This is a genomic window from Micromonospora sp. NPDC049580, assembly GCF_040675595.1.
Lineage (GTDB): Bacteria > Actinomycetota > Actinomycetes > Mycobacteriales > Micromonosporaceae > Micromonospora.
Genome location: NZ_JBFAPG010000023.1, coordinates 1 through 26904, shown reverse-complemented (window position 1 = coordinate 26904; position 26904 = coordinate 1). Strand labels below are relative to the sequence as shown.

The 26904-nt window shown below is 73.2% G+C and carries 29 protein-coding genes; 17 read left to right on the top strand and 12 right to left on the bottom strand.

Annotated features, from left to right (window positions below):
* Positions 1 to 43: 43 nt before the first annotated feature.
* Positions 44 to 970 carry a neutral zinc metallopeptidase gene (locus AB0J68_RS04035; RefSeq protein ID WP_355067623.1) on the bottom strand — a complete coding sequence of 309 codons (927 nt, stop codon included), beginning with the start codon at positions 968 to 970 and terminating at the stop codon, positions 44 to 46.
* A gap of 262 nt (positions 971 to 1232) precedes the next feature.
* On the opposite strand from AB0J68_RS04035, the gene AB0J68_RS04030 reads away from it, so the two are divergent.
* Positions 1233 to 2837 carry an ABC-F family ATP-binding cassette domain-containing protein gene (locus tag AB0J68_RS04030; protein WP_354861729.1) on the top strand — a complete coding sequence of 535 codons (1605 nt, stop codon included), beginning with the start codon at positions 1233 to 1235 and terminating at the stop codon, positions 2835 to 2837.
* A 45-nt stretch (positions 2838 to 2882) separates the two neighbouring features.
* Here the strand turns inward: AB0J68_RS04030 and AB0J68_RS04025 are convergent, their stop codons facing one another.
* Positions 2883 to 3482 (bottom strand): cadmium resistance transporter, encoded by a 600-nt coding sequence (locus AB0J68_RS04025; RefSeq protein WP_363936014.1) that lies wholly within the window; start codon positions 3480 to 3482, stop codon positions 2883 to 2885.
* Positions 3483 to 3694: 212 nt separating this feature from the next.
* Here AB0J68_RS04025 and AB0J68_RS04020 point away from each other — a divergent pair, with 212 nt between their 5' ends.
* The 3 genes from AB0J68_RS04020 to AB0J68_RS04010 all read left to right on the top strand — a co-directional run bounded on the left by AB0J68_RS04020 (position 3695) and on the right by AB0J68_RS04010 (position 6827).
* The gene (locus tag AB0J68_RS04020) at positions 3695 to 3922 is read left to right on the top strand and encodes a helix-turn-helix domain-containing protein (protein ID WP_007462679.1); all 228 of its coding nucleotides are present in this window, start codon (positions 3695 to 3697) and stop codon (positions 3920 to 3922) included.
* A gap of 46 nt (positions 3923 to 3968) precedes the next feature.
* Entirely contained in the window at positions 3969 to 4736 is a 768-nt protein-coding gene (locus AB0J68_RS04015) for an enoyl-CoA hydratase/isomerase family protein (protein WP_354861732.1), read from the top strand.
* 114 nt (positions 4737 to 4850) lie between these two features.
* Entirely contained in the window at positions 4851 to 6827 is a 1977-nt protein-coding gene (locus AB0J68_RS04010; RefSeq protein WP_363936018.1) for an ABC transporter ATP-binding protein, read from the top strand.
* A 4-nt stretch (positions 6828 to 6831) separates the two neighbouring features.
* Here the strand turns inward: AB0J68_RS04010 and AB0J68_RS04005 are convergent, their stop codons facing one another.
* From AB0J68_RS04005 to AB0J68_RS03975, 7 genes are all read right to left on the bottom strand, one after another.
* Positions 6832 to 7320: a hypothetical protein gene (locus tag AB0J68_RS04005; protein WP_354861733.1), complete on the bottom strand. Its 489-nt coding sequence runs from the start codon at positions 7318 to 7320 to the stop codon at positions 6832 to 6834.
* 209 nt (positions 7321 to 7529) lie between these two features.
* Positions 7530 to 8129 carry a G/U mismatch-specific DNA glycosylase gene (mug, locus tag AB0J68_RS04000; protein ID WP_363936011.1) on the bottom strand — a complete coding sequence of 200 codons (600 nt, stop codon included), beginning with the start codon at positions 8127 to 8129 and terminating at the stop codon, positions 7530 to 7532.
* A gap of 152 nt (positions 8130 to 8281) precedes the next feature.
* On the bottom strand, positions 8282 to 9043 hold the full coding sequence (locus tag AB0J68_RS03995; protein ID WP_363936009.1) for an SDR family oxidoreductase: 762 nt from the start codon (positions 9041 to 9043) through the stop codon (positions 8282 to 8284).
* The gene (locus AB0J68_RS03990) at positions 9028 to 9552 is read right to left on the bottom strand and encodes a hypothetical protein (RefSeq protein WP_363936008.1); all 525 of its coding nucleotides are present in this window, start codon (positions 9550 to 9552) and stop codon (positions 9028 to 9030) included. Before AB0J68_RS03990 ends, AB0J68_RS03995 begins: the two co-directional genes overlap by 16 nt.
* A complete protein-coding gene (locus tag AB0J68_RS03985; protein ID WP_355067630.1) occupies positions 9549 to 10367 on the bottom strand; it encodes a DUF692 domain-containing protein in 819 nt (272 codons plus the stop codon). The genes AB0J68_RS03990 and AB0J68_RS03985 overlap by 4 nt, the downstream gene beginning before the upstream one ends.
* Positions 10364 to 11296, bottom strand: coding sequence for a TIGR04222 domain-containing membrane protein (locus AB0J68_RS03980; protein WP_354861743.1), 933 nt, complete (start codon positions 11294 to 11296; stop codon positions 10364 to 10366). Before AB0J68_RS03980 ends, AB0J68_RS03985 begins: the two co-directional genes overlap by 4 nt.
* Before the next feature lie 133 nt (positions 11297 to 11429).
* A complete protein-coding gene (locus AB0J68_RS03975; protein WP_234591495.1) occupies positions 11430 to 12002 on the bottom strand; it encodes a TetR/AcrR family transcriptional regulator in 573 nt (190 codons plus the stop codon).
* 78 nt (positions 12003 to 12080) lie between these two features.
* On the opposite strand from AB0J68_RS03975, the gene AB0J68_RS03970 reads away from it, so the two are divergent.
* The 3 genes from AB0J68_RS03970 to AB0J68_RS03960 all read left to right on the top strand — a co-directional run bounded on the left by AB0J68_RS03970 (position 12081) and on the right by AB0J68_RS03960 (position 14792).
* Positions 12081 to 12941: a carbon-nitrogen hydrolase family protein gene (locus tag AB0J68_RS03970; protein WP_363936004.1), complete on the top strand. Its 861-nt coding sequence runs from the start codon at positions 12081 to 12083 to the stop codon at positions 12939 to 12941.
* A gap of 65 nt (positions 12942 to 13006) precedes the next feature.
* Positions 13007 to 13651, top strand: coding sequence for an HAD family hydrolase (locus AB0J68_RS03965; protein ID WP_354829501.1), 645 nt, complete (start codon positions 13007 to 13009; stop codon positions 13649 to 13651).
* Between the two features lie 208 nt (positions 13652 to 13859).
* Positions 13860 to 14792, top strand: a complete 933-nt coding sequence (locus AB0J68_RS03960; protein ID WP_354861745.1) for an RIO1 family regulatory kinase/ATPase — start codon at positions 13860 to 13862, stop codon at positions 14790 to 14792.
* 53 nt (positions 14793 to 14845) lie between these two features.
* Here AB0J68_RS03960 and AB0J68_RS03955 read toward each other — a convergent pair whose 3' ends face one another.
* Entirely contained in the window at positions 14846 to 15094 is a 249-nt protein-coding gene (locus AB0J68_RS03955; protein WP_354861771.1) for a DUF2630 family protein, read from the bottom strand.
* Positions 15095 to 15559: 465 nt separating this feature from the next.
* Here AB0J68_RS03955 and AB0J68_RS03950 point away from each other — a divergent pair, with 465 nt between their 5' ends.
* The 9 genes from AB0J68_RS03950 (at position 15560) to AB0J68_RS03910 (ending at position 25331) form a co-directional block, all read left to right on the top strand.
* Positions 15560 to 16897, top strand: a complete 1338-nt coding sequence (locus AB0J68_RS03950) for a cytochrome P450 (RefSeq protein ID WP_354861786.1) — start codon at positions 15560 to 15562, stop codon at positions 16895 to 16897.
* Positions 16894 to 17811 carry a terpene synthase family protein gene (locus tag AB0J68_RS03945; RefSeq protein WP_363936001.1) on the top strand — a complete coding sequence of 306 codons (918 nt, stop codon included), beginning with the start codon at positions 16894 to 16896 and terminating at the stop codon, positions 17809 to 17811. The genes AB0J68_RS03950 and AB0J68_RS03945 overlap by 4 nt, the downstream gene beginning before the upstream one ends.
* The gene (locus tag AB0J68_RS03940) at positions 17804 to 19408 is read left to right on the top strand and encodes a prenyltransferase/squalene oxidase repeat-containing protein (protein WP_363935999.1); all 1605 of its coding nucleotides are present in this window, start codon (positions 17804 to 17806) and stop codon (positions 19406 to 19408) included. Before AB0J68_RS03945 ends, AB0J68_RS03940 begins: the two co-directional genes overlap by 8 nt.
* A gap of 123 nt (positions 19409 to 19531) precedes the next feature.
* Positions 19532 to 22138, top strand: a complete 2607-nt coding sequence (locus tag AB0J68_RS03935) for a nitrate- and nitrite sensing domain-containing protein (RefSeq protein WP_363935996.1) — start codon at positions 19532 to 19534, stop codon at positions 22136 to 22138.
* Positions 22139 to 22229: 91 nt separating this feature from the next.
* A complete protein-coding gene (locus AB0J68_RS03930) occupies positions 22230 to 22652 on the top strand; it encodes a roadblock/LC7 domain-containing protein (RefSeq protein ID WP_354861787.1) in 423 nt (140 codons plus the stop codon).
* 5 nt (positions 22653 to 22657) lie between these two features.
* On the top strand, positions 22658 to 23044 hold the full coding sequence (locus AB0J68_RS03925) for a DUF742 domain-containing protein (RefSeq protein WP_007462630.1): 387 nt from the start codon (positions 22658 to 22660) through the stop codon (positions 23042 to 23044).
* A complete protein-coding gene (locus tag AB0J68_RS03920) occupies positions 23025 to 23636 on the top strand; it encodes an ATP/GTP-binding protein (protein WP_355053540.1) in 612 nt (203 codons plus the stop codon). The genes AB0J68_RS03925 and AB0J68_RS03920 overlap by 20 nt, the downstream gene beginning before the upstream one ends.
* A 104-nt stretch (positions 23637 to 23740) precedes the next feature.
* The gene (locus tag AB0J68_RS03915) at positions 23741 to 24067 is read left to right on the top strand and encodes a YciI family protein (protein WP_354861789.1); all 327 of its coding nucleotides are present in this window, start codon (positions 23741 to 23743) and stop codon (positions 24065 to 24067) included.
* Positions 24068 to 24071: 4 nt separating this feature from the next.
* Positions 24072 to 25331: a sigma-70 family RNA polymerase sigma factor gene (locus tag AB0J68_RS03910; RefSeq protein ID WP_363935993.1), complete on the top strand. Its 1260-nt coding sequence runs from the start codon at positions 24072 to 24074 to the stop codon at positions 25329 to 25331.
* Between the two features lie 14 nt (positions 25332 to 25345).
* Here AB0J68_RS03910 and AB0J68_RS03905 read toward each other — a convergent pair whose 3' ends face one another.
* Together AB0J68_RS03905 and AB0J68_RS03900 are read right to left on the bottom strand one after the other, a co-directional pair.
* Complete coding sequence (locus AB0J68_RS03905; protein ID WP_210917330.1) at positions 25346 to 25534, bottom strand: DUF397 domain-containing protein; 189 nt, start codon at positions 25532 to 25534, stop codon at positions 25346 to 25348.
* Positions 25525 to 26292: a helix-turn-helix transcriptional regulator gene (locus AB0J68_RS03900; protein ID WP_363935990.1), complete on the bottom strand. Its 768-nt coding sequence runs from the start codon at positions 26290 to 26292 to the stop codon at positions 25525 to 25527. Before AB0J68_RS03900 ends, AB0J68_RS03905 begins: the two co-directional genes overlap by 10 nt.
* Positions 26293 to 26406: 114 nt before the next feature.
* On the opposite strand from AB0J68_RS03900, the gene AB0J68_RS03895 reads away from it, so the two are divergent.
* Positions 26407 to 26853 carry a hypothetical protein gene (locus AB0J68_RS03895; protein WP_363935988.1) on the top strand — a complete coding sequence of 149 codons (447 nt, stop codon included), beginning with the start codon at positions 26407 to 26409 and terminating at the stop codon, positions 26851 to 26853.
* The last annotated feature ends 51 nt before the right edge of the window (positions 26854 to 26904 follow it).

Here is a 26904-nt window from a genome sequence, read left to right as displayed (position 1 = left end):
CCTCGGTGCAGTTGACGTTGCTGTTCGGGGCGGTCTTAGGATGTCAGAGCTGGTCGGTGCCGAAGGTGTCGCAGGTCTTCGGGTCGCCCTGGTCGTAGCCCTGGCTGAACCAGCGCTTGCGCTGCTCGGACGTGCCGTGGGTGAACTGGTCCGGGTTGACCCGGCCGCCGGAGCGTTCCTGGATGCTGTCGTCACCGATCGCCTCGGCGGCATCGATGGCCTGACTGACGTCGGCCTCGGTGATCGACTTGAACAGTGGCTTCTCGCCGGTTCTGTCCTTGCTCTCGCTGGCGTGCTTGGCCCAGGCGCCCGCGTAGCAGTCGGCCTGCAACTCCAGCCGCACCGACGCCGAGCGGGGGCCGCTCTGGTCGCCCTGGCCGGCCTTGGCGTTGGTGCCGAGCAGGTTCTGGATGTGGTGGCCGTACTCGTGGGCGAGCACGTACGGCTGGGCGAACTCGCCCTTGGCGCCGAACCGGGTGGCCAGCTCGTCGTAGAAGCTCAGGTCGATGTACACCTTTTTGTCGGCGGGGCAGTAGAACGGGCCGACGCCCGAGTCGGCCTGCCCGCAGCCGGTGTTCACGGCCTCTTGGAAGAAGTTGGTGATGGTGGGCTCGTACGTGCCGTTGCCCAGCTCCGGGTACGCCTTCTGCCAGTATCCCTGGATGCTGTTGACGTAGAGCAGGTTGCGGCAGCGCGCGTCCTGGAGGCGGTCCGGGTTCGCGGTGGAGCACACCTGGTCCAGGTCCTCGCCTCCGGCCTGTCCACCGTCGTCCCCATTGGTCATGGCATTGAGGCCGAAGCCCCCGCCGAGCAGGGCGATGATCACGGCTACCACGATGCCGATGATGCCGCCCCGGCCGCCGCCTCCCGGGATGGGGATGCCGATGCCGCCGCCCGACCCGCCGCCGCTGCCCCGACCCAGGTCTTTGGCCTGGGAGGTGTCGAGCTCGGCCTGCTCGTTGAGTTCCATGCTGACCCCGATCGCCGTATGCCGGTGAATGTCTGGTGTATGTCGTTTCGTCGTTTCAGTGCCGGACGGGGTCCGGACAGGCGTTCCGGTACCCGATGATCTTGATTGGTAATCCGGGCGGGTCGCCGGGGAGCGCCCGGTACACTTGTCCCCGTGCCGCGCTGCGAAGGCTGAACCGCCCCGCGCCGACGGGCCCACCGCCCGCCGGCGCTTTCGCGTGCCCTGAGTCAGCCTTCCAGACCCCGAGAGCGAGTCCCACGAGATGATCACTGCCACCGGCCTGGAGCTGCGTGCCGGCTCCCGGATCCTGCTGTCCGACACCACGCTGCGCGTGCAGCCCGGTGACCGGATCGGCCTGGTCGGCCGCAACGGTGCCGGCAAGACCACCACCCTGAAGGTGCTCGCCGGCGAGGGGCAGCCGTACGGCGGGCAGATCGACCAGCGCAGCGCCATCGGCTACCTCCCACAGGACCCGCGCACGGGCGACCTGGAGGTGACCGGCCGCGACCGGGTGCTCTCCGCCCGCGGCCTGGACGTGCTGATGGCGCAGATGAAGGAGATCGAGGCCCAACTGGCCGAGGACGCCAGCGACAAGCTGGTCCGCCGCTACGGCGCGCTGGAGGACCAGTTCGCCGCCCTGGGCGGGTACGCGGCCGAGGCCGAGGCCGCCCGGATCTGCGCCAACCTGGGGCTGCCGGACCGCGCGCTCGCCCAGACCATCGGCACCCTCTCCGGCGGTCAGCGCCGCCGCATCGAGCTGGCCCGGATCCTGTTCCGCGACGCCGGTGAGAACGGCGGCGGCATCCTGCTGCTCGACGAGCCGACGAACCACCTCGACGCGGACTCGATCACCTGGCTGCGCGGCTTTCTCGCCAACCACAAGGGCGGCCTCATCGTGATCTCCCACGACGGCGCGCTGCTGGAGTCGGTGGTCAACAAGGTCTGGTTCCTCGACGCCACCCGAAGCGTGATCGACGTCTACAACCTGGGCTGGAAGGCGTACCTGGAGGCCCGCGAGACCGACGAGCGCCGCCGCCGCCGGGAGCGGGCCAACGCGGAGAAGAAGGCCGGCGCGCTGATGGCGCAGGCCGACAAGATGCGGGCCAAGGCCACCAAGACCGTCGCCGCGCAGAACATGGCCCGCCGCGCCGAGAAGCTGATCTCCGGCCTGGAGGAGGTGCGCGTCGCCGACCGGGTGGCCAAGGTGCGCTTCCCCAGCCCCGCCCCGTGCGGCAAGACGCCGCTCACCGCGACCGGCCTGTCCAAGTCGTACGGCTCGCTGGAGATCTTCACCGACGTCAACGTCGCGGTGGACCGGGGTTCCCGGGTGGCCATCCTCGGGCTCAACGGCGCCGGCAAGACGACGCTGTTGCGGATGCTCGGCGGGCTGCTCACCCCGGACACCGGCGAGGTGCACGCGGGGCACGGGCTGCGGTTGGGCTACTACGCCCAGGAGCACGAGACGCTGGACGTGGAGCGGACGGTGCTGGAGAACATGCGGGCCGCCGCCGTCGAGCAGTCCGACACCGACCTGCGCAAGATCCTCGGCGCGTTCCTGTTCTCCGGCGACGACGTGAACAAGCCGGCCGGGGTGCTCTCCGGCGGCGAGAAGACCCGGCTGGCGCTGTCCACCCTGGTCTGCTCCGGCGCCAACGTGCTGCTGCTCGACGAGCCGACGAACAACCTCGACCCGGTCAGCCGCGAGCAGGTGCTCGACGCGATTGCCAACTACCCGGGCGCCATCGTGCTGGTCACGCACGACCCGGGCGCGGTGCTCGCGCTCAAGCCCGACCGCGCGATCCTGCTGCCCGACGGCGACGAGGACGCCTGGAGCGACGACCTCCTCGAACTGGTCGAGCTGGCCTGACCGGCCCGGCTCGGGCCGCCCGCGGCGGCAGGGGGCGGGTCCGCCTCAGCCGAGCAGGTCCACCAGCCGGCCGAGCACGCCGGAGCTGACCAGGATCACCACGCCGATGGCGACGAAGATCGTCGGCACCAGCCAGTGGCCGGCGCGCTCCACCAGCCGGACCACCCGGCGGTGCCCACCCAGCCAGGCCGCGGCGGCGCACCACAGGCCGACGAGCACCACGAAGACCAGCAGGAAGACCGCGCTGTCGCCGGGGCCGAGAGCCCGGAACACGGGTACGTAGACGGCCACGTTGTCGGCGCCGTTGGCGATGGTCACCCCGGCCACGCCGAGTGCGCCGGTGACGACCGTTGCCGGCTCGTCGTCGTCCGAATCGCGCAGCGCGCGGACGCCCAGCGCGATCGGCAGCAGGCCGAGCAGCCCGGTCCACGGGTCCGGCACGACCAGCAGCCCGGCGGCGACCACCGCGCTGGCCAGCGCGAGCGCGCCGATGCCGAGGTACTGGCCGGCGACGATCTGCCAGGTGCGGGGCCGGCCGGTGGTGCGGGCCGCCACGAAGAACAGCGTGAGGATGACGATGTCGTCGATGTCGGTGGCGGCGAAGACCACCGCCGCTCCGGCCGCCGTACCCAGCAGGTCGATCACGCCCGGGAGCGTACGGGCCGAGGCGTCGCCGCTCGGCGGTGGCCCTTCCGGACGGTGTGCCGGGACCGATCGCGAGGATCACTCTATCGGGAAGCTGACATTGCATAGCGTGTCGGTTGGCGAAGAGTTGATATCTGGCGCATGATCGTCCGAGGCGGTCTAATAGGTGGGACCGTATCCGAACCGCACAGTCTGGGACGTGAGGACACAGCATGGCAGCCACTGGCACAGCCACCAGCACTGAGAAGGGTCGCCGGATCGTCGGAGCCGAGCGTCAGACGCTCGCCAAGGACCTGGTAAAGCGGTACACCTCGGGGGAGAGCATCCGCGCGCTGGCGGCCTCGACCGGCCGTTCCTACGGGTTCATTCACCGAGTGCTCACCGAGTCCGGGGTTCAGCTGCGTCAGCGCGGCGGTGCCCGGCGCCGCAAGAAGGCGTGACCCGCCCCTTCGCGTCGTTCACCAGCGCCGCGCCCCGGGCAGCCCGGTGACCGCCGAGGCGACCGGGGTTCGGCTGACCTGCGACGGGCCGGTTGCCACGGTGACGTTGTGCCGGCCCGACGTGCTCAACGCCCAGACGCCGGCGATGTGGCGCGCGATGAGCGACTTCTCCCGCGACCTGCCCGGCGACGTCCGGGTGGTGGTGGTGCGTGGCGAGGGGCGTGCGTTCTCCGCCGGCCTCGACCTCGCGGTTGCTGGCGCCTCCGGCCCGGGGTCGTTCGCCGAGTTGGCCACGCTGCCCGAGCAGGAGTGCGCCGACCAGATCGCGGCGTTCCAGGCCGGCTTCACCTGGCTGCACCGGCCGGACGTCATCTCCGTGGCCGCCGTGCAGGGGCACGCGATCGGCGCCGGTTTCCAACTCGCGCTGGCCTGTGACCTGCGGGTCCTGGCCGCCGACGCGAAGTTGTCGATGGCCGAGGTGACCCTCGGGCTGGTGCCCGACCTGGCCGGCACGAAGCGCCTCGTCGAGCTGGTCGGCTATTCCCGGGCGCTGGAGATCTGCGCGACCGGCCGCCGGCTGGACGCCGCCGAGGCGGACCGGATCGGCTTGGCCACTCTTGTCGTACCACCGGCCGAGCTGGACGGCGCGGTCCGTGACCTGACCGCGGGCCTGCTGGCCGGGGCCCGCGACGCGGTGGTGGAGATCAAGGCCCTGCTCGCCGGCGCTGCGGGGCGGTCGCACGCCGACCAGCAACGCGCCGAGCGGGAGGCGCAGACCCGCCGCCTGCGGGATCTGACCGGCCGAGGAGAATAGTAAGGACCGTACGGGAAGATCCGGGTTACGACCGAGGTTGTCAGAGTCGTCGGGAGAATTGACCTGACGTGTGTGGTCCACCCGACGACCCGGAGGTGAGCGGTGTCCAACCCGATGTCCGGCGGTGGCATGGCCGGGTGGAGCATGCTCCGGTCGATGCGTAACCGCGACGAGGTCTCCACCCACCGGCTCAAGCACGGCGTGGCCCGCCGCATCGTGGCCTTCGCCCAGCCCTACCGGCGCGACATCATCGTCTTCCTGGCCACCGTGGTGCTGGCCGCCATCATCGGCGTGGCCACGCCGGTGCTCGCCGGTGACGTCATCAACGCGATCAACCGGGGCGGCAGCGAGGCCGGCCGACTCGTGGTCCAGCTGGCCCTGTTCATCGCCGGGCTGGCGGTCGCCGACGCGCTGCTGTCGCTGGCCCAGCGGTGGTATTCGGCCCGCATCGGCGAGGGCATCATCCTCGACCTGCGTACCCGGGTCTACGACCACGTGCAGCGGATGCCGCTGCAGTTCTTCACCCGCACCCAGACCGGTGCCCTGGTCAGCCGGCTCAACAACGACGTTCTGGGCGCCCAGCGGGCGTTCACCTCCACCCTGTCCGGTGTGGTCAGCAACGTCATCCAACTGGTCCTCACCGCCGCGGTGATGTTCACCCTCTCCTGGCAGATCACCGCGCTCTCGCTGGTGCTGCTGCCGATCTTCATCATCCCGGCGCGACGGGTCGGGCGGCGGCTGGCCGACATCACGCGCGAGGCGTACAACCTCGACGCCAAGATGAGCGCGACCATGACCGAGCGGTTCGGGGTGGCCGGCGCGCTGCTGGTGAAGCTGTTCGGCCAGCCCGAGATCGAGGCCCGCCGGTTCGCCGACCGGGCCGAGCGGGTGCGTGACATCGGCATCCAGTCCGCCATGTACTCCCGGACGTTCTTCGTGGCGATGCTGCTGGTCGCCTCGCTGGCGCAGGCGCTCACCTACGGCCTCGGCGGGTGGCTCGCCGTCACCGGCGGCGTCAGCGCGGGCACCGTGGTGACCCTCGCGCTGCTGCTCACGCGGCTGTACGGGCCGCTCACCGCGCTCTCCAACGTCCGGGTGGACGTGATGAGCGCGCTGGTCTCCTTCGACCGCGTCTTCGAGGTGCTCGACCTCGAACCCGGCATCGTCGAGAAGCCCGACGCGGTGCCGGTGCACCGCGGCAACGGTCGCGTCGACTTCCGCGACGTCCGCTTCCGCTACCCGAGCGCCGCCGAGATCTCCCTCGCGTCGCTGGAGGAGGTCGCCACCCTCGACCGGACCGTCAACGAGCCGGTGCTCAAGGGCGTCTCGTTCAGCGTCGAGCCGGGGCAGATGGTCGCCCTCGTCGGCCCGTCCGGCGCCGGCAAGTCGACGCTGTCCATGCTCATCTCCCGCATCTACGACGTCACCGACGGCCAGGTGCTCGTCGGCGGGACGGACGTGCGCGACGCCACGCTCGCCTCCCTGCGCGACGAGATCGGCGTCGTCACCCAGGATTCGCACCTGTTCCACGAGACGATCGCCGAGAACCTGCGGTACGCCAAGCCGGACGCCACCGACGACGAGATCTGGGCGGCGCTCGCCGGCGCCCAGGTCGCCGACCTCGTCCGGTCGCTGCCCGACGGGCTGGACACCACGGTGGGGGAGCGCGGCTACCGCTTCTCCGGCGGCGAGAAGCAGCGCATCGCCATCGCCCGCCTGCTGCTCAAGGCCCCGTCGATCGTGATCCTCGACGAGGCGACCGCACACCTGGACTCGGAGAGCGAGGCGGCCGTGCAGCGGGCGCTGTCGGTGGCGCTGGCCGGGCGTACCGCCCTGGTGATCGCGCACCGGCTCTCCACCGTCCGCGACGCCGACCAGATCCTCGTGCTCGACGGCGGGCGGATCGTCGAGCGGGGCCGCCACGACGAGCTGGTCGCGGTCGGCGGGCTCTACGCCGAGCTGTACCGCACCCAGTTCGCGGTCGCCGACTCGCCCCGGCCCTTCGTGGACGCGACCGGCTCCGAGCCGGTGGTCATGCCCCTGGGCACGTACGTCGCCGACGAGGCGATGCCACCCGCCGCCGCCAACTGACCCGTCAGGTGTCGATCGGGGGGTGCGGCGAGTCGATCGTGCGCACGCCCCGCGAGCGCAGCAACGCGTTGACCCGGTCGGTGATCTGCCGGTCGGGCTTGCGCAGCATCCAGATGCGACCCACGAGGACCGCGCTGTTGGGGCCGGGCACGTCCCACGGCCCGCCGTTGGGGTAGACAGCCAGGGCGACCTGACCGAAGCCCGGCCGGGTCAGGCCAGCTTCGCGGATCTCCTCCCATCGGTAGCGGCGAGTGACCCGGCCACGGCGCCGAATCCACAGTCCGGTCTCGTCGGCCAACAGGGCGTCGCCCCGCTGTCGCCAGGCCACCACCACAGTGGTGAGCAGAAGAGCGACCGGTACGAACGGGAAGGTGGGCGCCAGCCAGATGCCAGCGGCGACCAGCGCGGCGAGCGCACCGAGCGGGACGAGGACCGCGGGCCACAGCCGCGAGGCGAGCAGCTCCTCCAGCCCAGGCTTGCAGTCGTCGGCCATGTGGCGTTCGTCCCCAGTCCACGATGGAACGAACCTGTCGATCATGGTGGGGGGACCAGTGGAAGCGGCAGCCCAGGAGTGGGTTACTCGGCTACGAACACACCCACGCCCCCGAGCGTTGATCGACTCGGGTTCCTGGAATCGGGGGTGTCCCGGTCGCGTCGACAGCCCGACTTCCATGAAGTCGAGTCGATCAATGGCCGGGTGCGTCAGTCCGGGCGACGGTCCGGCAGGCCGGTCGCTTCGCGTAGCTCGGCGAACGCGGCCCCCAGCGTGACCGGCGTGAAGTGCGCGTTCAGGCCACTCGGGTTCGGCAGCACCCACAGCCGCGCCCCGGCCAGCGACTCCGGCTGCGGCCCGAAGGCGGCCTTCGGCCGCTGAAAGCCGATCCGGTACGCGGTCACCCCGACCACGGCCACCCAGCGCGGCCGGTACCGGGTCACCTTGTCGGTCAGGATCACGGCGCCGTCCAGCAGCTCCTCGGCGCTCAGCTCGTCGGCGCGGGCGCTGGCCCGAGCCGCCATGTTGCTGATGCCGAGCCCGAGGGCCGGCAACTCGCCCTGCTCGCTCGGGTGCAGCAGCCGGGGAGTGAACCCGCCCAGGTGCAGTGCCGGCCAGAACCGGTTGCCAGGCTGGGCGAAGTGCCAGCCGGTGGCGGCCGACCAGAGGCCCGGGTTGATCCCGACGAAGAGCACCGACAGCTCGGGCGCGAGCACGTCGGGGATGGTCCGGTCGGTGGCGGCGGCCAGGTCCGCCTTGCTCGGCCGTGGATGCGCGGCACCCGCACGACCTCCCAGCGCGGGCGGCACATCCCCGCCTCGGCCGCCCCCGCCGGGCGTCGAAGCGCCGGCTCGCCCGCCGGGTGCGGGAGCGCCGCTTCGCCCGCCGGGTGCGGGAGCGCCGCTTCGCCCGCCGGGTGTCGAAGCGACGGCCCGGCCGCCGGGTGTCGGAGCGCCGGGTGTCACAGGCCGCGCAGCGCGCCGCCGTCGACCGGCACGGTGAGGCCGGTCAGGTAACTGGCGGCGGGGGAGAGCACGAACGCGGCCACCCGGCCGAACTCGGCCGGGTCGCCGAGGCGTCGCAACGGGATGCTCGCCTCCGCCTCGGCGCGGGCGCGCTCCGGGTCACCGGTGGCGGCGAACAGCTCCCGGTTGCGGTCGGTCAGGATCCGGCCGGGCAGCAGGCCCACCACCCGTACGCCACGCGGGCCGTAGTCGTCGGCGATGTCCTTGGCGACGCCGACCAGGCCGGGCCGCAGGCCGTTGGAGATGCCCAGGCCGGGCACCGGGCCGCGGGCCGAGGTGGAGAGCACCAGCCCGATCGCGCCCCCGTCGGGCAGCGCGGCGGCGACGGTGCGCGCCGCGCGGACGGTGCCCAGAAAGACGGTCTCGAAGGAGTGCCGCCACTGCTCGTCGGTGATCGACGCCGCATTACCGGCGGGTGGGCCACCGACCGAGATGAGCGCGCCGTCGATCCGGCCGAAGTGTTTCCGGGCCGCCGCGACGAGCCGCTCCGGGGTCTGCGGGTCGGCCAGGTCGGCGGTGACGCCGACCGCCCGGTCCGGGCCACCCAGCGCATCGGCGGCGGCGTCGACGGCGTCGGCGTCGCGGGCCGAGAGCACCACCCGCGCGCCGTCGGCGACCAGGCACTGCGCCGTCGCGTAGCCCAGGCCGCGGGAGGCGCCGGTGAGCACGTACACCCGGTCGGTCAGTCCGAGATCCATGTCGCCGATCCTGCCGCATCCGGCTCGGGCCCGCCAACGTGGGCGGGCGGACGCGCGGCGGGGCGCACCAGGCGTACCCGACCGGCGATCTGCACCGCGACGGCCCCGCCGGCGCGGGCCACGGCCGGCAGCCGGCGCGGACGCGGCGCCCGACGCCCGTCGTAGCGCAGGCCCGCCTCGCGGACGGCCAGCTCCTCGGCGCCGGCCGGCGGCAGCGCGTCGCGGTCGCGCAGCGCCCGGGCCAGGTCCCAGCCGTCGCGCAGGGACCCGGCGGTGGGGCGCTCGGCGGCCCAGTCGGCGAAGGTCGCCGGCCAGGCCGTGCCGAGGCCGGCGGCGAGCAGCGGCCAGTGCCGGGCGACCTCACCGGCCCGTTTGCGTCGCAGCGCCGCCCGGGTGGCGGCCAGCGGCCCGGCCGCGAAGCCCGCCGGCGGCGGACCTCCGGCGACCAGCGTCGCCACCAGCTCCGCCTGCCGTGCGGCGAGCCCGGCGCGGGGGTCGGTGCCCGTCACGTCACGGCCGGGAAGCCGGCGGCGGTGGCCAGGGCGTCCAGCTCGGCGCGCAGCTCGGCGGCCGGTGGATAACCGCCGTCGCGTTCCAGCAGGAGCGCCGGTGGCCGCTGCCGGGCGCAGAGCGCGCGGACCAGCTCCAGCACCTCCGGCGGCACCGGATCGGTGTGCGTGTCGTGGTAGAACCCGCCGTGCTCGGCCCCGCCGGCCACGTGCACGTAACCGATCCGGTCCAACGGCAGCCGGTCGAGCAGCGCGAGCGGGTCGCTGCCCCGGTTGCGGGCGTTGGCATGCACGTTGGCGATGTCCAGCAGCAGCAGCGCGCCGGTGCGGTCGAGGATCTCGGTGAGGAAGTCCGCCTCGTCCAGCTCGTCGTCGGGCCAGTCGAACAGGGCGGCGATCGGCTCCAGCGCGATCGGCACGGGCAGCTCGGCCTGCGCCCGGGCCACGTTGGCGCAGACCGCGTCGACCGCCTCCCGGCTGCGCGGCAGCGGCAGCAGATGCCCGGCCTCCAGCCCGCCGGCCCGCACGAACGCGATGTGCTCGCTGACGAGCGGGGCGTCCATCCGCTGCGCGACGGCGGCCAGGTGGGCGACGCGGGTCGGGTCGACCGGCTCGGCGCCGCCGAGGGAGAGCCGCACCCCGTGCGGTACGACGGTCACGCCGCGCTCGGGCAGCTGCGCCAGCCCCGGCGGCAGCGGCCCGGTCGCCGGCACCGACTCGGCCACCACCTCGACGAAGCGCAACCCGGGCAGCTCGGCCACGAAACCGGCGATCTCGGGACGCCAGCCGATGCCGACGCCGTACGGGGCGGTCATCCGCCGCACCCACCGCCGCCGCATCCGCCGCCACCGCCGCCACCGCCACCGCAGGAGCTGCCGCCGCCACACGAGCTGCCGGCGGTGCCCGATGACCCGGTGCTGGTGCCCGAGGACCAGCCGCTGCTGGCGATGGCCTGCCGCTGGATCTCGGCCTGCTCGGCGAAGCCCGGGTCGATCGCCCAGAGGGACGCGGTGCCGTACAGCGCCACGCCCATCGCCGCGCCGGCCGCGCCGTAGGTTGCGTACGCGGGGGACGAGGCGGGGGCCAGGTGGGTGTGCCGCTTTCGCAGGTCGCGCAGCGCGGCGCGACCGGCCCGGCTGGTCTGCGGCACCCGCCAGAGCAGCAGCACCGCCACCAGCACCCCGACCAGGGTGAGCAGCAGGTAGCCCACGGGCCGCCCGTTGGCCAGGCCGGCGAACAGCCGTACGACGCCGAGCACCAGCAGCGCGGCGAGGAGCCGTGCCCACCGCCGTGCGGTGGCCCGTCGCGTCGGGCTCACGAGCAGGCCACGCTCTTCGAGGCCGGTGCGGAGCTGGTCGAGCGCGGCGACCACCCGTTCGTTCTGGCCCAGGTCCCGGACGCGGGAGTGCTGGTGGGCCGCCCAGTGGATGGCGTTGTCCAACGGGGTGAGCCCCGTCGGCGCCGCCCCGACGGTGGTCAGCCGGCGGTCCGGCCGTACGCCGATCGCCCCGCTGCCGCGGAGCCCGCCGAGCGCGGCGTGCACGGCGAGTGCGGGCCCACCGTTGAGGTACGCGACCTGTTGCGGGCCGAGCGGGTCGGCGGCGGCCTGCCCGCCTTCGGTGGCGAGGCGTACCCGGTGCAGCACCGCGAGGGCGACCACGACGGCGACCGCCACGAGGTAGAGCCGGAGGAAGGTCGGGCCGGGGATGCCCCAGGTGTCGCCCGACGCGGCGTGGACGATCATCGACTGCTCCTGTCGCCGGAGGGATCGGCGGCCCCATTGTGGAGCACGACCGCCACGGTCCCCGTCCCGGTGCGCGGCCGGCGTTCAGCGGCGGCGGACGGCCTCCTCGACCAGGCGACGGTGCGGCCGGCGCTCAGCGGCGGCGGACCGCCTCCTCGACCAGGTCGAGCACCGGGCCCAGGTCGCCGGCCGGTCGGCCCATCGCCAGGTGCAGCACCAGGCCGTCGTAGGCCAGCTCCAGGAACTGGGCCAGCACGTCGATCGGTACGTCCTCGCGCAGCACCCCGGCGTCGCGTTGGCGGGCCAGCCGGTCGCGGGTCGCCTCGGCGATCGCGGCGGACCGTTCGGCCCAGCGCTTGGCGAACGCCGGGTCGGTGCGCAGCCGGCGGGAGACCTCCAGTTGACTGCCCAGCCAGCCGGTGGTGTCGGGGGAGACCGCGCGGGCCAGCAGATCGCGCATCACCTGCACCAGACCGTTGCGGGCCACCGTCTCGACCATGGCGGCGGCGTCATCCTCCGCGACGGCGAGGAAGAGCGAGTCCTTGTCCCGGAAGTGGTGGAAGATGGCGCCCCGGGACAGCCCGGTGGCCTCCTCGAGGCGGCGGACGGTCGCCCCCTCGTAGCCGAGCCGCGCGAAACACGCCCGCGCGGCGGCGAGGATCTCCTGCCGGCGCGCGTCGAGCTGGTCCTGGCTTACTCTGGGCACACGTCGATCGTCGCAGGTCACCCCCGGCCTATGCAAACCGTACGTACGGCTTGGTGCGGTGCCGTTTACCATCCTCCGGTGACCCCGCCTCACCCCACGCCCACCGCGGCGCTGACCGTCGCCACCGTCCAGGCCGCCCCCGTACCCGGTGATGTCGCCGGCAACGCGACGGCCGTCGCCGAGTTGGTCCGTCAGGCCGCCGGACAGGGCGCCCGGGTGGTCGTCCTCCCCGAGCTGTACCTGTGCGCGTACCACCCGCCGACCCTCGCCGCCGACCCGGTCGGCACCGACGTCGTGGCCGACCCGGCCGGGGTGGTCGCCGACGGTCGGCTCGACCCGTTGCGCGCCGCGGCGCGGACGGCCGGGATCACCGTGGTGGTCGGGGCGGCGGCGCGGCACCCGGACGGTCGGCGCACCATCGCCGCCCTTGTGGTCGACCGCGCCGGCGCGATCCGGGTCGGGTACGACAAGCAGCAGCTGTGGGGCGACGAGCGCGAGCTGTTCAGCCCCGGCGGTCGGGGCGCCACGCTGCTGGTCGACGACTGGCGGCTCGGGTTGGGCATCTGCTACGACGGCTGCTTCCCCGAGCACGGCCGGGCCGCCGCGCTCGACGGCGCGCACGCCTACCTGTGCCCCAGCGGCTACCTGGCCGGCTCCGAGCACCGCCGGGACCTGTACTACGCCGCGCGGGCCCTGGACAACACGATGTTCGTGGTCTTCGCCAACGCGGTCGGCGGCGGCGACCCGTGGCGGTTCAACGGCGGCGCGGCGATCTACGACCCGCAGGGACGTACGCTCGCCCGGGGCGCTGACGAGGGCACGGCGGTGCTGGTGGCGACCCTCGATCCGGCCGCGCTCACGGCCACCCGGTCGGCCCATTCGATGCTCGCCGATCTGCTGCCGAGCCAGGGCGGCCCACGGGTGTCGCTGACCGGTTGAGCCCACCGTCAGGTCGACACCCGCGGGATCTGTTGGCGGACACGTCGGTCCCGTAGGGTGCCCGAGTGCCACTGCTCCTGCTGGACCTGGACAACACCCTGCTGGATCGGGCCGGGCCGTTCCGCCGCTGGGGTGAGCGCTTCCTGGACGGTATCGGCGCGCCCCCCACCGACATCGACTGGCTGCTCTCGATCGACGCGGACGGGTTGACCGACCGCTGGGACCTGGCCGACGCGATCCGGGACCGCTACGAGCTGCGGATCCCCTCGATCGACCTGGTGGAGGAGCTGCACGACGGGGTGGTGGCGCAGACCCGCCTCGATCCGCTGACCGCCTGCGCGCTGCGGATCGCCGACGACGCGGGCTGGGTGCCGGTGGTGGTCTGCAACGGCACCGTACGCGTCGAGGACGCCAAGATCCGCCGTACCGGCCTGGACCGGTACGTCGCCGACTGGGTGATCTCCGAGGAGGCCGGGGTCAGCAAGCCCAACCCGCGGATCTTCGCGCTCGCCGCGCAGCGGGTCCGGATGCCGCTGCGCGGCGCCTGGGTGGTCGGCGACAGCCCGGAGGCGGACATCGGCGGCGCTGCCGCCGTCGGGTTGCCCAGCGTCTGGCTGCACCGGGGACGGACCTGGTCGGACGTCCGGTTCGCGCCGAGCCGCACGGTGGACGGGCTGATCGCCGCGGTCGCCACGGTGCTCGCGAGCTGACGCGGTTCGCCGCCGCCGGACGCGGCGCGCACCGGCCGGGCGGCGGCAGCGGTAATTCGATTGACCGGCCGTCGGGGCGACGGCAGCATGGGCGGCGCATCGTGCACCCGGGCGTACGCCCGGTCGAGGAGAGGGGGTTGGTCATGGCCGTCTTCGCAGGTCGCTTCCAGCTGCCTAACTCAGCCTCGACCAAGGGAACCTCACCACAGTGCGCGATCATGACCTGCCGGCGCTGGAGCGCCGCAGCCGCGGCAAGAGCCGCTTCGACGACGACGAACCGCAGTTTCTGAAGCGCGGGCGGCCCACCGAGCCGCTCGCCGACCCCGACGGCGATCCTGACCCGGCCACCGGCGAACGCTGGTCGTCGTGGGACGACGCCGTGCACGGCCCTGCGCCGCATCCGCAGTGGCTGGTCACCGAGCTGGCCGCCAAGGACACCGAACTGGGTGTGTTGAAGACCGGTAAGGAGGCGGACGTCCACCTGGTCCGCCGGGCGGTACCGGACACGGACCGCTCCTGCCTGCTGGCGGTCAAGCGATACCGGGACGCCGAGCACCGGCTGTTCCACCGCGACGCCGGCTACCTGGAGGGGCGCCGGGTGCGGCGGTCCCGGGAGAACCGGGCGATGGCCGGCCGGACGGCCTTCGGCCGGCAGATGATCGCCGGGCAGTGGGCGGCGGCCGAGTTCGCCGCGCTGGCCCGGCTCTGGGAGATCGGCGCCGGGCACGACCGGATCGCCGTGCCGTACCCCGTGCAGTTGCGGGGCACCGAACTGATGTTGGAGTTCGTCGGCGACGCCGAGTCGGGGCTGGCCGCGCCCCGACTGGCCCAGCTGCGGCCCGGCCCGGCCGAGCTGCGCGACCTGTGGGGTCAGCTGGTCGAGGCGCTGCGCGTGCTGGCCCGGGCCGGCTACGCCCACGGCGACCTGTCGCCGTACAACCTGCTCGTGCACTCCGGGCGGCTGGTCGTGATCGATCTGCCGCAGGTGGTCGACGTGGTGGCGAACCCGCAGGGGCCCGAGTTCCTGGCCCGCGACGTGCGGGTGGTCAGCGCCTGGTTCGTGGCCCGGGGGCTGGGCGCCGAGCAGGTCGACCCCGGTGCTCTGACGGGGGAGCTGCTGCGGGAGGCGGGCATCCGCTGACCGGAGCGGGGGGGGGGGGCCCCGCCGGCCCCCCCCCCCCCCGCCCGTACCCGTCACTGCAGGTAGCGCTCGACCTCGGGCTTGGGGCGTTCGCCCTGGGAGTCCGGGTCGCCGTGGGTGGTTCGGGCGGCCCGACGGCGGCGTAGCAGGTCCCAGCACTGGTCGAGGGACTCCTCCAGGGCGCGCAGCCGCTCGCTGGCCTCGCCCTCGGTGCCCGACTCGTGGGCCTGGGCGTCCGCGCGCAGCCGGTGTTCCTCGTCGACCAGCTCGGAGATCCGGTTCAGGATGGTCTTGTCGTCCATGCCACAGAGCCTGGCACAGGGTGCCCGACATCGCCCGGATTCGCAGGTACCGGTGCGTCCTGGCGCGTCCGCGCCGCCCGCCCTCTGGGATCGCCCGGGTGCGACCCGGCGGGCGGGCCCGCTGGCCGAGCAGCCCACGGACCCGCCGTCCCGTGGGCTCGCCGGCGGCTGCGACCTCAACGTGCACGGGTGCGACCTGCATCGGTGCCGCATCCTGACTATCCACTCAGGACTCAGGCCGGCCATCGCCATCGATGTCCGTTGGGCGTGTCGGTGGAATCTCACCGGTCACAGGTCTAGAGGTGCCCCCGAATTGGTGAGATGCTTCCGTCGCCCAGAAGGTGAAAGTTCCACAGTCCCGACCGGCCGAAGTGGACAACCCAGGCCGGCGGAACGACGAGGAGACGTTGCATGTCCCAGGTGTCCGATGCCGGCCCCACCCCCGTCAGCACCGAACCCCGGATGATCCCGCTCCGTCGCGCCCTGCCCGCGCTGGTCCGCGACCCGCTCGGCGCGCTGGTCGGCTTCGCGGACGCCGCTGGCGGCGAGGTCGTCCGGCTGAACCTCGGCTCGTTCCGCCCCTACCTCGTCAGTCACCCGGAGCACCTGCAACGCGTGCTGAGGGACAACGTTGCCAACTACACCCGCGACGGCGACGGACTGCTGTGGCGGCCGGTCCGCCGGATCGTCGGCGACGCCATCCTGGTCGCCGAGGGCGAGATCTGGGAGTCCAGCCGCGGCGCGCTGCAACCGCTGTTCACCGCGAAGCGGGCCGAGACGCTCGTCGACCGGATGGCCGAGGCGATCAACGAGGCCGTCGACGAGTGGCTGGAGCCCGCCCGCGACGGCCGCCCGATCGACGGCGGCGCCGAGCTGACCCGGATCGTGCTGCGGACCACCATGCGGGTGCTCTTCGCCGACCGCATCTCCGTGCCGGACGCGCTGCGGATCAGCGCCGCGCTGGACACCGTCACCACCGCGATGCTCCCGCGCCTGCTGGTGCCCTTCGTGCCGTACGCGGTGCCGATGCCCGGCGACCGACGCTTCTCCGAGGCCGTGCGGACCATCGACGAGGTGGTGCTGCCGATCATCCGGGAGGCCCGGGCCCGGCCCACCGACGGCGACGACATCATCTCCACCCTCTGCCGGCCGCGCGCCGACGGCAGCGAACCCGACGAGTACGCGATCCGCGGCGACGTGGTGGCGATGTTCTCCACCGCCACCGAGACCACCATCGCCCTGCTCTCCTGGCTGTGGCCGGTGCTGGCCTCCCGGCCCGACGTGGCCGAGCGGATGACCGACGAGATCGAGCAGGTGGTCGGCGCGGAACGGGTCGGCCGCGAGCACCTGCCGCAGTTGCGCTACGGCCGCATGGTGCTCGACGAGATGCTGCGGCTCTACCCGGCCGGCTGGATGATCCCCCGGACCGCGGTCGGCGACGACGTGCTGGGCGGTGTGCGGATCAAGGCCGGTGGCACGGTGCTGGTCAGCCCGTACGTCACCCAGCGGATGTCGACGTTCTGGAACGACCCGACGCTGTTCGACCCGGAGCGCTTCGCGCCGGAGAAGCCCCGGCGGCGCTACCGCTACTCCTACTTCCCGTTCGGCGGCGGCCCGCACCAGTGCCTCGGGCAGTACCTGTTCCTGCTGGAGGCGCAGCTCATCGTCAGCACCGTGCTGAGTCGCTACCGCTTCCGACTGCGCGAGCCCGTCGGCCTGACACCCCGGCTCGGCGCCTCGCTGCAACCCAAGCAGCGGGCCGAGCTGATCGTCACTCCGGTCGAGCGGCCGGTCGTGTCATGACCGGGGTCCCGTGGCCGGTGCAGGCCGGGCCCGACGCGGTCGCCGAGCAGGGCCGGGTGTGCGCGCTCGCCGTCCGTGGCGTCCGCGACCTGCAGGGCGTCACCGCCGCCCACCCGGAACTCTTCGACGCCGCGCCGTTCGACGCCGCGCTGCTCAGCTCGGTGGCCACCGCGATCGCGTTCACCGCGCCCTGGCACACCGCCGCCGAACTGCGGATCACCACCCGTACCCTGCTCTGGGTCTTCGCCGCCGACTGGCAGGTCGACTACCTCGCCCGGTCCGCCGACGACGTCCGGGCGATCGTGACCGACTGCCTGGCGGTCGCCGACGGCGCCGCGCCCCCGCCGGGCCGGCACCTGGCGCGGCTGCTGGCCGACCTGCGCGACGAGTTGGCGAGCGTCCCGGCGTTCACGCGGCTGCGCCCGATCTGGCGCGACGAGCTGGCGCGGATGCTCGCCGCCGTGTCGCGTGAGTGGGACTGGAAGAACCTGCCGACCGACCCGACCACCGGGCGGCGCCTGCCGGACCTGGACCGCTATCTGGACAACGCCGACAACCTCGCCTGCTCCTTCGTCAACGTCACGCACTGGATCGCCACCGGCGACGAGCGGACCCTCGCCCAGTTGACCGACCTGCTGGACGCCGGACGTGGCGTGCAGCGGGTGCTGCGGTTGGTCAACGACCTCGCCACGCACGGGCGGGACGCCGAGTGGGGTGATCTGAACGCCCTGCTGCTGGTCGACGACCCGGCGCGGGTGCACGCCCGGCTCGCCGAGCTGACCACCCGGTCCCGCGGCGACCTGGCCGCCCTCGCCGAACGCTGCCCCCGCCAGGCGGACTACCTGCACCGGCAGATCTCCTTCACGGGTGGCTTCTACCAGCTGTCGGACTTCTGGGGGGCACGCGGTGAGTGAGGGCTCCCCGCGCGTACTGGCCGAGCCGGCCACCGACGCCGCGCGCGAGCTGATCGCCGGCCTCGCGCTGCGGCCGTGGGGGCAGGTCGCCGCCTCGGTGTACGAGAGCGGCCGGCTCGTCGCCGGTGCGGCCTGGCTGCCGGGACACCGCCAGCGGATCGGGTTCCTGCTGCGCGAGCAGCGCCCGGACGGCGCGTGGGGCCCGCCCGAGGGGTACGCCCTGGTGCCCACGCTCAGCGCCACCGACGCTCTGCTCGCCGCGCTGGCCGACGGCGGGTGGTCCGGGCCGGACCTGCTCGCCCCGGTGGCGCGCGGGCTCGACGCGCTCACCGGCCGGCTGCTCGCCACGCACGCGCGGGCGTTGCCGGACACCCCGGCGCTGGACCTCATCGTCCCCGCGCTGGTCGAGTCGATCAACGACCGGCTGACCCGGCTGGACCGGGCGACCGCCGACCGGCTGCCCCACCCGCCGCTGACCCTGCCACCGGGGCTCGGCCCCGACCGGTTGCGCGCGGTACGGGCCGCGGTGGCCGCCGGGGCGGCGCTGCCGACCAAGCTGGCCCACTTCTACGAGGTGCTGGACGCGACACCGGCCGACGCCGGGCCGACGCTCACCGCCGTCGGCGCCTCACCCGCTGCGACCGCCGCCTGGCTGACCGCCGCCGGCCCGGACGCCGGCCCCGCCGCGCACGCCTTCCTGCGGGAGTTGATCCGCGAGGGCGACGGGCCGGTGCCCTGCCCGGCCCCGATCACCGTCTTCGAGCGGGCCTGGGTGCTCGGCGGGCTGCGCCGCGCCGGTGTCGCGGTCAACCCGCCGGCGACCGTGCTGCGCACCCTGGCCGCCGCCACCGCCGCCGAGGGCGTCGCCACCGGCGAGGGCCTGCCGACCGACGCCGACACCACCTCGGTCACGCTGGACGCGCTGGCCCGGCTCGGCCATCCCGCCGACCCGGCCAGCCTGTGGGCGTACGAGACGGCAGACGGTTTCTGCACCTGGCCGGGGAGCGAGGACGGCTTCTCGGTCACCACCAACGCGCACGTGCTGGACGCGTTCGGCCAGCACGTGGCCGCGCACCCCGGCGCGGACACGCGCTACCACCGGGCGATCGAGCGGCTCAGCATCATGCTGCCGGCACACCAGCTCGCCGACGGCCCCTGGCAGGACCGGTGGCACGCCTCGCCGTACTACGCCACGGCCTGCTGCGTGCTGGCCCTGGCGGAGTTCGGTCGCGGCGGCGTGGCGGCCGAGGCGGTGGACCGGGCGGCCCGTTGGGTGCTGGACAGCCAACGCGCCGACGGCTCGTGGGGGCGGTGGGGCGGAACGGCCGAGGAGACCGCGTACGCCCTGCAGGTGCTGCTGGCCGCACCGACCGGAGCGCCCCGGGTCGACGACGCGGTGGCGCGCGGCCACGCCTACCTGCACCGGCCGTCCGGTCGGGTCGACCCTCCACTGTGGTACGGCAAGGAGCTGTACTGTCCTACCGCGATCGTTCGCGCGGCGGTGCTGGCCGCCTGCCGGCTGGCCTCCGTCCATCTGGCGGATGCCGACCGTTCGGTGGTGGATTGTGGTTACGCGACAACAAAAACAACAACTTGAGGGGTTGTGTGGACACTGCTAGCGTACGCAGAGCCTCAGCCCCGTTCGCCCCGCCGTGGCGGGACGTCGTCTGCCATGATCACCCGTTGATGAGCTGAGTCAACCCCGGCCTGGGACGGTTCAATGCGTTCTCGCGGTACGAGTATCCGCACCAAGGTTGTCGCCCTGCTGCTCTCCCTGGTCGCGCTCTGGATGTTCGCGGCATGGGTGACCCTGCGGGACGGTTTCAACCTGCTCGGTGTCCAGCTGCTCAACAGCAGGGTCTACACGCCCAGTGAGCCGTTGCTGCAGGAGCTCCAGTTGGAGCGGCGGCTGACCCAGGCGTACCTGAGCAACCCCGACGCCGAGCAGCGCGCGACGCTGGAGGCCGAGCAGGGCAAGGCCGCGCGGTTGGCCGAGGACTTCGCCGCCTCGGTCCGCAACTGGCAGGTCGACGTGGCCGGCAGCTCGGCGCTCGACGCCCAGCTGGACGCCACGATCGCGCAGGTCGACGGGCTGAAGCAGACCCGCGCCGACGTGCTCGCCCGCAAGGTGGACCGGATCTCCGCCGCCGACGCCTACACCGACGCGATCGAATCGATCTTTCGGATCTACGACGTCACGGGCAGCCTGGACGACAAGGAGATCGCCGCCGACGCGGCGGCCCTGATCCAGCTCAACCGGATGAAGGAGCTGATCTCCCAGGAGGACGCGCTGCTCAGCGGCCTCTTCGGCAACGGCCGGATCAGCGGCCCGGAGTACGCCCGCTACGTCAGCCTGGTCGGCGCCGAGCGGTTCCTCGGCGAGGAGACCCGGGCCCGGCTCGCCGACGCCGACCAGCGCCGCTACCGGCAGCTCGTCGAGGGCGAGGCGTTCACCCGGCTACGCGCCGTACAGGACAGCATCATCCGCGAGGGCCGGCCGGCCACCCAACTGCCGGTCAGCGCCGAGCAGTGGCGCGGCACCGTCGAGCCGGCGCTGGCCGAGGTGAACGACGCCGTAACCGACGGCGGCGAGGGCATCGTCGGCCGGGCCACCGGCGTGGCCGTGATGGTCGTCGTCCGGCTGGTGCTCGCCACCGGCCTGGGCCTGCTCGCCGTCATCGCCTCGGTCGTCGTCTCCATCACCACGGCCCGGACCCTCCTGCGCCAGCTCGAACGGCTGCGGCAGGCCGCCTGGCAGCTCGCCGACGAGCGGCTGCCCCGGGTGGTCGAGCGGCTCGGTCGCGGCGAGGAGGTCGACGTCGCCACCGAGGCGCCCCCGCTGGAGTTCGGCACCGACGAGATCGGCCAGGTCGGCAAGGCGTTCAACGCCGTCCAGGAGACCGCCCTGAGCACCGCCGTCGAGCAGGCCGAGCTGCGCCGCAACGTCCGCGAGGTGTTCCTCAGTCTGGCCCGGCGTACGCAGGCGCTGGTGCACCGCCAGCTCACCCTGCTCGACGCGATGGAGCGGCGTGAACACGACGCGGAGGAGTTGGAGGACCTGTTCCGGGTCGACCACCTGGCCACCCGGATGCGGCGTAACGCGGAGAACCTGATCGTGCTGTCCGGCTCCACCCCGGGCCGGGCCTGGCGGCGCAACGTCCCCATGGTGGACGTGGTGCGCGGCGCGGTCGCCGAGGTGGAGGACTACACCCGGGTCAACGTGCTGCCGCTCGGGCCCGTCTCGCTCGCCGGCCGGGCGGTCGGCGACATCATCCACCTGCTCGCCGAACTGATCGAGAACGGCCTGTCGTTCTCACCGCCGCACACCACCGTCGAGGTCCGTGGCCAGCTCGTGGCCAACGGGTTCGCCATCGAGATCGAGGACCGCGGCCTCGGCATGAGCGAGGAGGACCTGGCCGCGGCGAACCACCGCATCGTCGACCAGTCCGAGCTGAACCTCGCCAACGCCGCCCGGCTCGGCCTCTACGTGGTGAGCCGGCTGACCGAGCGGCACGGCGTGCGGGTCCGGCTCAAGGAGTCGGCGTACGGCGGCACCACCGCCGTCGTACTCATCCCGCTGGACTTGGTCACCTCGAACGGGACCGCCCCGGAGACCTCCGGCGCGTTGCCGGTCGGGCCGACGGCCATCGCGCTGCCTTCGGGGCCGGCCGCCGGCGGTCCCGCCGACGGCGGCCGTTCCGCCAGCCTCTCGTCGGTCGCGGTGGCCGCCGCGGCGACGGACACGAGCGGTCCGGGCGCGGCGCAGCCGGTGACCCCCGGCGCCCCGGTGCCGGCCGAGAGCAGCACCCCGACCGAGCAGCAGGTGGACGGAACCGACACCGACGTCGTACTCCCCACCCGGCAGCGCACGACCCTGGGCGCCTCGGCGGCGGAGCTGCCCACCCGGGCCCGGCGTGGCCTGGGCCAGCCGGCCCTGGAGGGCCCGACGGTGCCCACCGGCCTGCCCGCGGTGGACCGGGGCGGCCCGAGCGGCGGCGAGGGCGAGCCGGGCGGCGAGGGCGGGCCGGGCGGCGAGGGCGGGCCGATTCCGGCGCGGGCCGAGACAGACCGGACCGGCTCGGGCCTGCCGGTCCGCGTTCGCCAGGCGAACATCGTTCCCGAGCTGCGCGACGACCCGGCGGCGGCAACCGAGTCCGACGAGGAGGACGTGGCACGGCCGCCGGAGCAGGTACGCCGGATGATGAGCTCGTATCAGACCGGCACCCGGCGCGGTCGGACCGACGCGGCGCGACTGCTCGGTGGCGCGTCCGACGCCTCGTCGAGCGGCACGTCCGAGCCGACCGACGAGGAACCACAAGCCACCTGACCGAGCGCCGGTGCTGCGGGTTCCCGCGCGGTGTGACGGTCAAGCCCAAGACGAATACGGCGCAACTGCCGGGCGAGAAGAGGACGACGAAGTGGCCCAGAAGACGGCTTCGAGTGCCGACCTGACGTGGTTGCTGGATGATCTGGTGGGCCGGGTGAAGCAGGCCGAGCATGCGGTCGCGCTCTCCACCGACGGGCTGTTGATGGCTTCCTCACAGGGGTTGAGCCGCGACGACGGCGAGCACCTCGCGGCGATGGCGGCCGGCATCCAGAGCCTGGCCCGGGGTGCCGGCAAGCGCTTCGGCGGTGGGCAGGTGCAGCAGACCATCATCGAGATGCAGTCGTCGTTCCTGTTCGTCACAGCCGCCGGCCGCAACGCCTGCCTGGCTGTTCTCGCCAGCGAGGACGCCGACGTCGGTCTCATCGCGTACGAGATGGCGATGCTCGTCACCCGGGTCGGCAAGTACGTGGCCTCCCCGTCGCGGAGCGCCGAACAGTCGGCTGGCGAGAGGTAACGGCCATGACGGTGCAGGGGGAGTCCGCAGAGCATCAGTGGGTGGATGACCATGCGGGCCCGGTGGTGCGCCCGTACGCGGTGACACGCGGGCGTGCCCGTCCGGTCACCGGCACGTTCGACCTGATCTCCCTGGTCACCGCGACCCGTGCCGACGTGACGCCGGAGGTGGGTCTCGGTCCCGAGCACCTGGCGATCGTCGGCCTGTGCCAGCGAATACAGTCCGTCGCCGAGATCGCCGCCCACCTCGACCTGCCGGTGGGGACCATCCGGGTGCTCCTCGGCGATCTGGCGGCCCGCAACCTCGTGCAGGTACGCGAACCGCAGACCACGGCCGGTCTTCCCGACAACAGCATCTTCGAGGCGGTAATCAATGGACTACGGGCACTCTGACCGGCCGGCGGGAGCGACGCCACTGCCCACCGCGATCAAGATCCTGGTCGCCGGTGGTTTCGGCGTGGGCAAGACCACCATGGTCGGCGCGGTGAGCGAGACCCGGCCGTTGCGCACCGAGGAGGTGCTGACCGAGACCGGCGTCGGCATCGACGACCTGTCCGGGGTGGAGGGTAAGACCACCACCACCGTGGCGATGGACTTCGGTCGGATCACCATCAGCGACGACCTGGTGCTCTACCTGTTCGGCACACCGGGGCAGGACCGGTTCTGGTTCGTCTGGGACGAGCTGGCGCTGGGCGCGATCGGCGCGGTGGTGCTTGCCGACACGCGGCGGCTGGCCGACTGCTTCCCGTCGATCGACTACTTCGAGGGCCGGGGCACCCCGTTCGTGGTGGCGGTGAACTGCTTCGAGGGCGCCCGCCAGTACCGGCTCGACGAGGTGCAGACCGCGCTGAACCTGGACCCGGGCGTGCCGGTGCTGCTCTGCGACGCCCGTCAGCGCGAGTCCAGCAAGGAGGTGCTCGTGACCCTCATGGAGCACGCCATGAAGACCCGCGAGGCTCGCCGGCGCGCCGCCAGCGGGGACTGACCGACGGTCGGGGCAATTTTCCGGGCACCCGTGTCCGGATCGGCCCCGGCCGTTCGTCATGCTGGCGACACCCGGAAAACCCGAGGGAGCGCCAGATGAAGTTCATGATGTTCGTTTGCAGCGACACCGCACCGGACACCGACCCGACCGAGCTGCCCGACATCCACACGTGGGTGGCCGACAACGACACCCGCGGCCGTCGCCTCACCGGCAACGTGCTGGCGCCGACCACGGCGGCCACCACCGTCCGGGTCCGCGACGGCGAACTGCTCGTCTCCGAGGGGCCGTTCGCCGAGACCACGGAGGTCATCGTGGGCTTCGACCTGCTCGACTGCGCCGACCTCGACGAGGCCATCGAGGTGGCGCGTACCCACCCGATGGCGCGGGAGGGGCGGCTGGAACTGCGCCCGTTCGGTGCCCTGTCGGACTGATCGAATGGCTCGCACCGACACCACGACCGGTGCGCCCGACGACGTCGGCGCGGCCGCGGCGGCGCAGGCCGTCGCGGCCGCTGGCGTCGACGCGTACCCCCGGATCGTCGCGACCCTGATCCGGGTGTCCGGCGACTGGGCGTTGGCCGAGGACTGCGCGCAGGAGGCCCTGGCCGTCGCGCTGGAGCGCTGGCCCGGCGACGGCGTGCCGGCGAACCCCGGCGCCTGGCTGCTGACCGTCGCCCGCAACCGCGCGCTCGACGTGCTGCGCCGGACCGCCGTCGAGCGCCGCAAGCTGCACGAACTGGCGGTCCTCGCGCCGGACGACGCGTGGCCCGAGACCCCGGCGGGGGAGGACGTGGTGGACGACCGGCTGCGGCTCATCTTCACCTGCTGCCATCCCGCGCTCGCGATCGAGGCTCGGGTGGCGTTGACCCTGCGGACCGTCTGCGGGGTGCCGACCGCCGACATCGCCCGGCTCCTGCTGGTCAGTGAGTCGACGATGACCCGCCGGCTGACCCGCGCCCGGACCCGCATCGCGCAGGCCGGCATCCCGTACCGGGTGCCGAGCGGGCCGGCGCTGGCCGAGCGGCTGCCGGGGGTGCTCGCCGTGCTGTACCTGCTGTTCACCCGGGGCTACGTCGTCGACGGCGAGCCGGCCTTCGCCGACGAGGCGGTCCGGCTGGCCCGGCTGCTCGACCGGTTGATGCCGGAGCAGTCCGAGGTGGCCGCGCTGCTGGCGCTGCTGCTGTTCCAGCACTCCCGCCGGGACGCCCGTCGCGACGCCGCAGGCAACCTGCTCACCCTTGAGCGGCAGGATCGCGCGCGGTGGGACCGCGCGGCCATCGCCGAGGGCCAGGCCGCCCTTGCTCGGGTACGCCACGACGGGCCGTACGCGTGGCAGGCCCGGATCGCCGCCTGCCACGCCACCGCGCCGTCCGCGGAGGCCACCGACTGGTTGACGATCGCGCGGGCCTACGACGCGCTGGCCGACATCCGGCCCTCACCGGTGATCGCGCTCAACCGCGCGGTCGCGCACGGCTACGCGTACGGGCCGTACGCCGGATTGGGCCTGCTCGACGCGGCGCAGGCCGGGGGAGGGCTGGACGGTAACCCGCTCGCCGTGGCGGTGCGGGCCGATCTGGTCGCCCGGCAGGGTGACCGGCTGCGGGCCGCCGCGCTGTTCCGGGAGGCCGCCGGGATGGCCGGCTCGGCCGCCGAGCGCCGTGCTCTGCTCGACCGGGCGGACGACCTCGCGAGGTAGCCGGATCCTCCGGGTCAGCCGCGCTTGGCCAGCACCAGGAAGCGGGTCCAGGCCGCCGGGTCGAAGGCGAGCGTCGGACCGGCCGGGTCCTTGGAGTCGCGTACGCCGATGACGCCCGCGAGGTTGTCGGCCACCTCGACGCAGTCGCCGCCGTTGTTGCCACTCTTGCTGCTCTTGCGCCACCGAGCGCCGGTCAGGTCCATGATGCTGCCGCTTCTCTGATGAGGTTAAGGGACTGCGCACGAGACAGGGCTGCATCGCGGATGCGCTCCCACCGTCGGTCCAGCGTAGCAACGTCGGCCGCCTTGTCGATGAGCTGCGCTTGCGCCTGACTGTCGACGTGGGCGACCCGCGCCCCGTCCGGCATCTCGGCCACGGTGAACGGCCCACCGAGGCCCGGATACATGCCGACGTCGGCGGGCACGACGAACAGCGACACGTTCGGCAGAGCGGCCAGTTCGGCCAGCCGCTCGCACTGCTCACGCATCATGGCCCGATCGCCGTCGATGGTGCGCCGGAGGATTCCCTCGTCCAGGACCGCGACGATGAGCGGCGGGCGTTCCCGGCGCAGGATGGCCTGCCGGCTCAGCCGCGCCTCGGCGAGATTGTCGGCTTCGGCCGGTGTCAGCGCCTCGCCGACCAGCGTCGCCAGCGCGTACGCCTTCGTCTGAAGCAGGCCCGGTATCCACGCGAGCTGAAACGACCGCAGCGACAGCGCCTCGCGCTCGATCTCGGCCCAGGGTCGGAACCAGGCCGGCGTTCGACGCTTCAGCGCGTCCGGCCACAGCTCCTCGACGTTCCGACCGAGCAGCTCGGCGACCCGGGCACGATGACGAGTCTGGGGAATTCGATCCCTGCTCGCCCACTTTGCCGCCGTCTTCGGATCGACACCAATCTGAGCAGCGAGACTGTCCGCTGTGTAGCCCTTTTCGACCATGGCCGCCTGTACGGCTCGATTCATCTCCGCACTCTCCAGAACGTTCCAGACGTCGGAGGTAAATACTTCTACGCGGTGTAATTGTTTGGCAACCCTCGGCAGGGTGCTGTGTAGACAGCATCGACGAGGGAGCGCAGGATGCCCGAGGAAAAGCCGCGAGAGCACGCGAAGCCGACCGTCGGTCCGTTGCCGTCCCGGCCGAAGCAGCCGCGCAAGAGCGCGCCCCGCCCCATCGAGCGGCTCATTCCTCCGCACCGTGGTTCCGGTCGCGCCGCCAACGTCGTACCCGAATCACGCTGGCGACCCCGGTGCGGCCCGCCGGTCGGGCACACCGCCGACGGTCCCCTCTGGATGTGCGACGCCTGCGGGCGGGACTGGCCCTGCCCGGCGCTGCGAGCGACCCCGACGGACGCTGCTCGCCGCGCGACCCTTATCCCCGAGTTCTCCCGGATCACCTGGCGGGCGATCCGGGACCTGCGCGGCCAGCCGGGCGGCCCCGATCCGGTGGCCATCGTTCGCCGTTTCCTCTGGTTCCTGCCCCTCACCGACGAAGAGGCCCGCGCGGTCGCGCTGCGACTGCGCTGAGCGGGACCTGGTCCGGATCCTTCGCTGGCCGTACCACGTTCTTGCCCTTTG

Bases quoted from the DNA above. Each gene is read 5' to 3' on its own strand.
- AB0J68_RS04035 (WP_355067623.1), bottom strand. From the start codon at position 970: ATGGAACTCAACGAGCAGGCCGAGCTCGACACCTCCCAGGCCAAAGAC.
- AB0J68_RS04030 (WP_354861729.1), top strand. From the start codon at position 1,233: ATGATCACTGCCACCGGCCTGGAGCTGCGTGCCGGCTCCCGGATCCTG.
- AB0J68_RS04020 (WP_007462679.1), top strand. From the start codon at position 3,695: ATGGCAGCCACTGGCACAGCCACCAGCACTGAGAAGGGTCGCCGGATC.
- AB0J68_RS04010 (WP_363936018.1), top strand. From the start codon at position 4,851: ATGTCCGGCGGTGGCATGGCCGGGTGGAGCATGCTCCGGTCGATGCGT.
- AB0J68_RS04005 (WP_354861733.1), bottom strand. From the start codon at position 7,320: ATGGCCGACGACTGCAAGCCTGGGCTGGAGGAGCTGCTCGCCTCGCGG.
- AB0J68_RS03995 (WP_363936009.1), bottom strand. From the start codon at position 9,043: ATGGATCTCGGACTGACCGACCGGGTGTACGTGCTCACCGGCGCCTCC.
- AB0J68_RS03985 (WP_355067630.1), bottom strand. From the start codon at position 10,367: ATGACCGCCCCGTACGGCGTCGGCATCGGCTGGCGTCCCGAGATCGCC.
- AB0J68_RS03980 (WP_354861743.1), bottom strand. From the start codon at position 11,296: ATGATCGTCCACGCCGCGTCGGGCGACACCTGGGGCATCCCCGGCCCG.
- AB0J68_RS03955 (WP_354861771.1), bottom strand. From the start codon at position 15,094: ATGGACGACAAGACCATCCTGAACCGGATCTCCGAGCTGGTCGACGAG.
- AB0J68_RS03945 (WP_363936001.1), top strand. From the start codon at position 16,894: ATGACCGGGGTCCCGTGGCCGGTGCAGGCCGGGCCCGACGCGGTCGCC.
- AB0J68_RS03935 (WP_363935996.1), top strand. From the start codon at position 19,532: ATGCGTTCTCGCGGTACGAGTATCCGCACCAAGGTTGTCGCCCTGCTG.
- AB0J68_RS03925 (WP_007462630.1), top strand. From the start codon at position 22,658: ATGACGGTGCAGGGGGAGTCCGCAGAGCATCAGTGGGTGGATGACCAT.
- AB0J68_RS03920 (WP_355053540.1), top strand. From the start codon at position 23,025: ATGGACTACGGGCACTCTGACCGGCCGGCGGGAGCGACGCCACTGCCC.
- AB0J68_RS03915 (WP_354861789.1), top strand. From the start codon at position 23,741: ATGATGTTCGTTTGCAGCGACACCGCACCGGACACCGACCCGACCGAG.
- AB0J68_RS03910 (WP_363935993.1), top strand. From the start codon at position 24,072: ATGGCTCGCACCGACACCACGACCGGTGCGCCCGACGACGTCGGCGCG.
- AB0J68_RS03905 (WP_210917330.1), bottom strand. From the start codon at position 25,534: ATGGACCTGACCGGCGCTCGGTGGCGCAAGAGCAGCAAGAGTGGCAAC.
- AB0J68_RS03900 (WP_363935990.1), bottom strand. From the start codon at position 26,292: ATGAATCGAGCCGTACAGGCGGCCATGGTCGAAAAGGGCTACACAGCG.
- AB0J68_RS03895 (WP_363935988.1), top strand. From the start codon at position 26,407: ATGCCCGAGGAAAAGCCGCGAGAGCACGCGAAGCCGACCGTCGGTCCG.